This window comes from Amycolatopsis sp. NPDC104775 (genome assembly GCF_055583325.1).
This window is the reverse complement of the sequence record NZ_JBVJOE010000026.1, coordinates 1-7,217: the sequence shown is the minus strand read 5'-3', so window position 1 is coordinate 7,217 and position 7,217 is coordinate 1. Positions and strand designations below refer to the sequence as shown.

4 protein-coding genes are annotated in these 7,217 nt (G+C 68.2%); all 4 read right to left on the bottom strand.

The window, feature by feature from the left end; all coding sequences use genetic code 11:
- Positions 1–356: 356 nt before the first annotated feature.
- On the bottom strand, positions 357–1,547 hold the full coding sequence (locus ACZ63D_RS42975) for a low temperature requirement protein A (protein WP_465360084.1): 1,191 nt from the start codon (positions 1,545–1,547) through the stop codon (positions 357–359).
- A 101-nt stretch (positions 1,548–1,648) separates the two neighbouring features.
- A complete protein-coding gene (locus ACZ63D_RS42970) occupies positions 1,649–2,458 on the bottom strand; it encodes a MerR family transcriptional regulator (protein ID WP_465360083.1) in 810 nt (269 codons plus the stop codon).
- Positions 2,459–2,943: 485 nt separating this feature from the next.
- Positions 2,944–4,413, bottom strand: a complete 1,470-nt coding sequence (locus ACZ63D_RS42965; RefSeq protein WP_465360082.1) for an MFS transporter — start codon at positions 4,411–4,413, stop codon at positions 2,944–2,946.
- Positions 4,413–7,217 (bottom strand): DNA polymerase III subunit alpha (dnaE, locus tag ACZ63D_RS42960; RefSeq protein WP_465360081.1); only part of this gene is annotated, 2,805 nt, incomplete at its 5' end. The genes ACZ63D_RS42965 and dnaE, both read right to left, overlap by 1 nt.

Below are 7,217 nucleotides of genomic sequence, written 5' to 3'. Positions count from 1 at the left end.
AGTTCACTAGCACACTGTTGAGTTCTCAAGCAACACACCCCGAACCCAACCCAGAATCAACCAGGCCAGACCCGATGCGTTATTTCAAGCTTTTGTTTTTCCGGAGTCCAACTCTACACCCTGGGAAGCTCGAGGCTTCGTCGGGGGCTGGTTCAGCTCCGGAGGTTTTGGGACCACCCACTCTACCACTACTGTGGGAGCTTGGTTCGTGGCCCCGGCGGCCGCCCGGTCTCCCTGGCGACGAAGAGAACATTACACGGCCCGAAACAGCCCTCGAACAGGGGGGTCCCTTTTTTCGCGCCAAGCCGCTGACCTGCGTCGATCCGGCGGATCCGGCAACCACGGCCCGCGGACGGTCAGCCTGGCTCGCGCTCGCCGTGCGTCGCGATCACCGTGACTCCGACGAGGATCGCCGTGAGGGCCGCCGTCACGTGGATCGGCGCCGGGCCGAAGGACGCCGCCAGCACGAGCACCGCGGCGGCCGGGAAGCCGATCGCGATCGGGCGGCATTCGTTCGTCGGGCCGATGTGCAGCAGCCACACGCTCAGCAGGAAGACCGCGACCGGGATCGTCACGGCCAGCGCGGTCACGAGGCCGCTCACGTGCGCCTTTCCGCTGTCGAAGCCGACCGCCAGTTCCAGCCCGGCGCCGACCGCCGCGGCCGAGGCGAAGATCAGGTAGTGCCCGTATCCCCAGCTCAACGCGGTCCACCGCGAGTTCCCGCGTTCGAGCCGGGCGTGCCCGGGCTGGTCGAAGTACAGCCACCACATCGCGAACACCAGGACCAAGCCCGCGACCGCCAGCGACACCAGGGCCCCGGTGTGCTCGCCCTCCGCGAGCCCTTCCTTCACCGCGTTGGTGGCGCTGAGCACGGTCTCGCCGAGCACGATCAGCGTGAAAAGCCCGTACCGCTCGGCGATGTGGCGCGAGTGCCACGGCGTGGTGGCCCGCGCCTCCGCCACCGCTGGCACCGCGAGTTCCAGGACCAGGATGACGAAGAAGCTGACGAGCCCCGCTGTGCCGGGAAGCGCGAGCCGGGCGATCCACAGGATCTGGCAGAACGTGATGCCTGCCGCGTAGCGGTACGCCGTCGTCCGCAGTTCCGGTGACTGCCGCGCGGCGCGAAGCCACTGGGTGACTGCGGCGAGACGCATCAGGACGTAGCCGACAACCACGATCGTGAAGTCGCCCTCGAAGGCTTTGTCCACGCCGGCCGCGACGGTCAGGCCGCCGGCGATCTGCACGAGAGTCGCCAGCCGGTAAGGCACGTCGTCGGTGTCGAACGCCGAGGCGAACCAGCTGAAATTCAGCCAGCCCCACCAGATCGCGAAGAACACCATCGCGAAGCTGAGCACCCCGTGCCCGACGTGGCCTTCGGAAAGTGCGTGATGCAGCTGCGCACCGGCTTGGCCGACGGCGACCACGAAACACAGGTCGAACAGCAGTTCCAGCGGCGTCGACGCGCGATGTCCCTCGCTGGTGTCGCGCGCCCGCATCGGCCGGTACCACACCCGGATCCGGTTGCCCGGCAAAGACTCGTGGGCCATGAGCGCTCCCCTTTCCGCAGATCGGGGCCATCCCAGCATGATCGACGCCCTGGCGCGAGCGAGACCTCCCCGAGCAGCCGGAACCGGGTGAACCGGACGCCTCAGCGCAGCCGGACCGCCAGTTCGAAGACCGGGTCGCCGGGGCCAGCCTGCCCGGGGTCGCACAGGAAGATCTGGCGCGGCTTCCAGTCCGCTTCCAGATCGTGGCCGGTCAGCCACTGGTGCAGCGACTCGACGCCGAGCGCGGTCATCATGTTCGCCTTCGGCACGGTGACGTAAGCCTCCCGACCCGCCTCGTCGGTGCTGAGCGTCATCTCCGGAAACGCGACTTCCCCGCCTTCGGGGTCGATCGGACAGCAGAATTCGACCAGGCCGTCGCTGTCATTGCTGATTTCGCCGTGGTAGCGCAGGAACGGCCGCCCGGCGCTTCCGGACGGGCGCGGGACCGCCGGGCCGCCGAAGAACGCGAACAGCGGGGCGGCGAACTCGCCGATCCGGTCGGCGGTCAGGTGCTCGGATGCGGTGAGCAGGGTGCGCGCGGGCACGTCGCGAACGGACACGTCGTACATCGGGGTTTCCTTCCCGGTCAGCTGGTCGAGGAAGAACCCGGCGAGTTCCTGCTTCGCGCGCCATTCCCGTTCCTGCTCGTCCCAGTACGCGCGGACCTCGGTCGCCGCGGCGTCCGGCGGCAGGTCGAGGACCGTCCGGATCCGCGGCAGCGGCATTTCGATCCGGCGCAGCTGGACGACGCGGCGCGCCCGGTCGAGCTGATCCGGCGAGTACCAGCGGTAGCCGGTGTCCGGGTCGACGCGGGCGGGCGGCAGCAGGTCCATCTCGTCGTACAGCCGCAGCGCTTTGGGCGAAAGGCGGGCCAGGCGCGCGAACGCGCCGATGGCAAGCAGGTCCGTCATGGGTTCTCCCTCGTTTGGAACACCCTGAGCGTGGGGCCGGCCCCGAGGGGAAGGTCAAGCGGCGCGGGCAGAACCGGTACCGCGGGCGAGACCGAGCCGGAACGAGAAGGAGGGGCAGGCCCGGTTCCCCCTCGCCCGGGCCCGCCCCGTTGCCTTCGCGCGCACTCGGCCGGCCACTCCGGGCAGTGTCCCGGCGATTCGCCGTACGGTCCCCCGCGGACGCCGACGAATTTCGTACCGGGCTGCGACTCCGGGTGTCCATTCCCCGGAACTTCGGACTCCCGGGCCGTTCGGCCGATCGACCCATCCCCGGTCGATCGAGCGAATTACCACTGTAGGTAGCCAAAGTGTCGTTCTGAAGGCTCCATAAGGTCTACTCGGTTGCTCTGAGTAGCACTAGAGCCGAAGGTCACCTGTCACCCGGATGGAGTATCACCCGGTGGCGGGTAGTAGCTCACCGAATAGGGAAGATCAGCGGTGCGAGATCACGTTCGGTGAATATTCGCGGCAGATTGCGCCGCTTGCTGGTCCTCCGTCAGGATGGCACGCCGCCGTCGAGCCCGGAGTTCCAGGGTCGCGAGCGCCAGCGCGATCAGCGTGAGGCCGGCCGCGCAGCACATCGCCGCGGTGAGCGCGGTCTGGTGCCCGGAGGTCGCGACCACCGATTCGAACACCGACGCCAGCACGGCCGTGCCGATCGCGGTGCCGATCCGCTGCCCGGTCTGCAGTGCTCCCCCGGCGACGCCGGCCAGCCGGTTCGGCACGCATTCGAGCGTGAGCGTCGTATTCGGCGAGATCACCATGCCGCCGCCGATCCCGCCGACCAGCAGTGGACCGGCCACCGCGAATCCAGCGGCCGACGGCGGCACCAGTTGCACCACCAGTCCCACGGCCAGCAGCGAGAGCGCGACGATGCTCAGGCCCATGACGGTCAGCTTCCGGCCGAACCGGGCCACAAGCCGTCCGGCGACGGCCGCCGTCACCGCCGAGCTCAGCGCGAACGGCGTGACGGCCAGGCCGGACTGCAGCGGCGTGTAGCCGAGCCCTTGCTGGAAGAAGAGCGCGAAGACCAGCCAGATCCCGGCGAACCCGCAGAAGTACAGCGCCCCGACCGCCGCGCCGCTGGCATAGCCCGGAGTACCAGTGAAAAGCCGGATGTCCAGCAGCGGCGGCCGGTTCTTTCGCGTGACGCGCCGTTCCCACCACACGAAAGCCACGCCGAAGACGACCGCCACCCCGAACAGCCACCAGAACCGGCCGAGCCCGCCCCGTTCGGACTGCACGAGCGGCAGCAGGACGCCGAGCACAGCTACCGCCAGCAGCACGATCCCGGCGAAATCGATTTCCGTGCGCAGCCGGAACTTCCGCCGGTCCGCGCGAGGCAGCAGTTTCATCGCGAGCCCGAACGCGACGACGCCGATCGGCACGTTCACGTAGAACACCCACCGCCAGCCGTCCGGATCGCCGAACAGCGCGAGGATCACGCCGCCGAGCACCGGCCCGACCGCGGTGGAGATGCCGACGACCGCGCCGAACATGCCGAACGCCCGGCCGCGTTCGGCTCCGCGGAAAAGATCCTGGATCAGGCCGCTGTTCTGCGGGGTCAGCATGCCCGCGGCGCAGCCTTGGGCCAGCCGGGCGGCGACGAGCGTCGCCGGATCGGGGGCCGCTCCGGCCAGCGCGCTGGTCGCGACGAACGCGGCCAGCGCGATCAGGAACATCCGGCGGCGGCCCAGCGCGTCGCCGAGCCTGCCGCCGGTGACCAGGACCAGGCCGAAGGCGAGCGCGTAGCCCGAGACCACCCACTGGATGGTGCCCGCGCCGGTGTTGAGGTCGCGCTGGATCGAGGGCAGAGCCGTGTTGACGATGCTGACGTCCAGCAACGTCATGAACCCGGCGGCGAGGGTGACCGCGAGCGCCCGCCAGCGGCGAGGATCCGGCTCTGCCTCGGCCATCAGGTGTTGGCGGTGATCCCAGGGATGCCCTTGAGCTCACCGATGAGCATCGAGCTGACCTTCACCGGGTAATCGTAAAGCGCGAAGACCGTCTGGTTCTTGCCGACGAGCTTGAGGTGCACCGGCGTATCGCCCTTGTGCGCCAGCAGCGTCGATTTCAGCTCGCTGACCACGGCTTGGTCGATCTTCTCGGCGGCGGCCAGCAAGACCAGCGGCGGTTCCTCGTCGCCGTTGCCGATTTCGGAGAGGTCCAGCGGCACGAGCCCGCCGCCGAACACCGACATCTTGTCCTCGCGCCAGTTGACCCGGCCCTTCACCAGCACCGCGTTGTCCTCGATGAGATCCGCGGCGAACATCGAATACGCCTTGGCGAAGAACAGCACTTCGATCGAGGCGTCCATGTCCTCGACGGTGCAGATCGCCCAGGGCTCGCCCTTTTTGTTGACCCGGCGTTCGAGCGAGGTGAGCAGGCCGGAGATGACGACCTCGCCCTCCTTCGGCGGATCGGCGAGCAGCGCGGCGATCGGTTTCGGCGCGTGTTTGCGCAGGATGCGCTCGGCCCCGTCGAGCGGGTGTGCCGACACGTACAGGCCCAGCATCTCGCGTTCGTAGGCGAGCAGCTGCTTGCGCGGGTACTCCTCCTCGCCGAACTTGAGGTGCGCGAGCGGCGAGGAGGACGGCGCCGCCTCGGCCGCGTCGCCGTCGTCGGCTCCGAACGAACCGAACAGGTCGAACTGGCCCATCGCTTCCTGGCGCTTGAGCGGGACCACGGCTTCCACCGCGTCCTCGTGCACCTGGATCATCGACAGCCGCGTGTGCCCCATCGAGTCGAACGCGCCCGCCTTGATCAGCGACTCGATCACCCGCTTGTTGCAGGCCACCAGCTCCGACTTGTCCAGGAAATCGGTGAACGAGGAGTACTTCCCCTTCTCCTCGCGCGTCTTGATGATCGACTCCACCACGTTCGCGCCCACGTTGCGCACCGCGCCCAGACCGAACCGGATGTCGTTCCCGACGGCCGCGAACCGCAACGCCGACTCGTTCACGTCCGGCGGCAGCACCTTGATCCCCAGCCGGCGGCACTCCGACAGATAGATCGCCGACTTGTCCTTGTTGTCCCCCACCGACGTGAGCAGCGCGGCCATGTACTCCGCGGTGTAGTTCGCCTTGAGGTACGCGGTCCAGTACGCGATCAGGCCGTACGCGGCGGCGTGCGACTTGTTGAACGCGTACCCGGCGAACGGGAGGATCGTGTCCCACAGCGCCTTGACCGCTTCCGGCGAGAAGCCGCCCTCGACCAGCGGGCTGGACTTCATGCCCTCTTCGAAGCCCTCGTACTCCTTTTCGAGGACTTCCTTCTTCTTCTTGCCCATCGCGCGGCGGAGCGTGTCCGCTCGGCCCATCGTGTAGCCCGCGACCTTCTGGGCGATCTGCATGATCTGCTCTTGGTAGACGATCAGGCCGTAGGTCTCGGACAGGATCTCCCGCAGCGGTTCCTCCAGCTGCGGGTGGATGGGCTTGATCTGCTGCCGGTTGTTCTTGCGGTCGGCGTAGTCGTTGTGCGCGTTCATGCCCATCGGGCCGGGGCGGTACAGCGCGAGCACCGCGATGATGTCCTCGAAGCCGGTCGGCAGCATGCGCCGCAGCAGGTCGCGCATCGCGCCGCCGTCGAGCTGGAACACGCCGAGCGTGTCGCCCCGGCCGAGGAGCTTGTACGCCTCGGGGTCGTCGAAGCCGAGCCGGTCGAGGTCGATTTCCTCGCCGCGGTTGGCCTTGATGTTCTCCAGCGCGTCGCCGATGACGGTGAGGTTGCGCAGGCCCAGGAAGTCCATCTTGAGCAGGCCGATGGCCTCGCAGGAGGGATAGTCCCAGCCGGTGATGATCGAACCGTCGTCGCGCTGCCACACCGGGATCGCGTCGGTGAGCGGTTCGCTGGACATGATCACCGCGCAGGCGTGCACGCCGGCGTTGCGGATCAGGCCTTCCAGGCCGCGGGCGGTCTCGAAGATCGTCTTGCACTCTTCGTCGGTCTCGACGAGCGTGCGGACCTCGGCGGCCTCCGCGTAGCGCTCGTGCTTCGAGTCGACGATGCCGGACAGCGGGATGTCCTTCGCCATGATCGGCGGCGGCAGCGCCTTCGAGATCTTGTCCGCGATCGAGTAGCCGGGCTGGCCGAAGTGCACGCGGGCGGAGTCCTTGATCGCCGCCTTGGTCTTAATCGTGCCGAAGGTGATCACCTGCGCGACCCGGTCCGCGCCGTATTTCTCGGTGGCGTACCGGATCATCTCGCCGCGGCGGCGGTCGTCGAAGTCGATGTCGATATCGGGCATCGACATGCGCTCCGGGTTCAGGAACCGCTCGAACAGCAGCTTCTGCGGGATCGGGTCGAGGTTCGTGATGCCGAGCGCGTACGCGACGAGCGCGCCCGCCGCGGAACCACGGCCGGGGCCGACCAGGATGCCGACCTCCCGCGCGTGCTGGATCAGGTCGGCGACGATCAGGAAGTAGGCCGGGAAGCCCTTGCCCTCGATGACGTTGAGCTCGTAGTCGCAGCGTTCCTCGTAGCCGTCCGGGATGCCCTCGGGGAACCGCCACTTGAGCCCTTCGGCGACCTGGTGCCGCAGCCAGCTGGCTTCGGTGTGGCCTTCGGGGACGTCGAAGACCGGCATCCGGTCCTTGTGCGCGTACACGTCCTCATACGACTCCACGCGCTCGGCGATCAGCAGCGTGTTGTCCGCCGCCCCCGGAACCTCACGGTCCCAGTACTCCCGCATCTCCTGCGCCGACTTCAGGAAATAACCGTC